Source organism: Pseudomonas sp. I2 (assembly GCF_040984075.1).
Classification (GTDB): domain Bacteria; phylum Pseudomonadota; class Gammaproteobacteria; order Pseudomonadales; family Pseudomonadaceae; genus Aquipseudomonas; species Aquipseudomonas guariconensis_B.
In genome coordinates this window covers 1-255 of sequence record NZ_JBCGFQ010000268.1, presented here as the reverse complement: position 1 = coordinate 255, position 255 = coordinate 1, and the positions used below count along the sequence as shown (strand labels likewise).

General features: G+C 69.0%; 1 protein-coding gene. It reads left to right on the top strand.

Annotated elements, in window-relative coordinates; genetic code table 11:
• The coding region (locus WCE05_RS26565) for a carbon starvation CstA family protein (protein ID WP_368816913.1) at positions 1–255 on the top strand (255 nt) is incomplete at both ends.

Below are 255 nucleotides of genomic sequence, written 5' to 3'. Positions count from 1 at the left end.
TCAACAACGATGGCCTGGACTACGTCCCGACCAACAAGCACATCCTCTTCGGCCACCACTTCGCCGCCATCGCCGGCGCCGGCCCCCTGGTCGGCCCGGTGCTCGCCGCGCAGATGGGCTACCTGCCCGGCACGCTCTGGCTGATCGCCGGCGTGGTGCTGGCTGGTGCCGTGCAGGACTTCATGGTCCTGTTCCTGTCCACCCGCCGCAACGGCCGTTCGCTGGGCGACATGGTCCGCGAGGAAATGGGCCGGA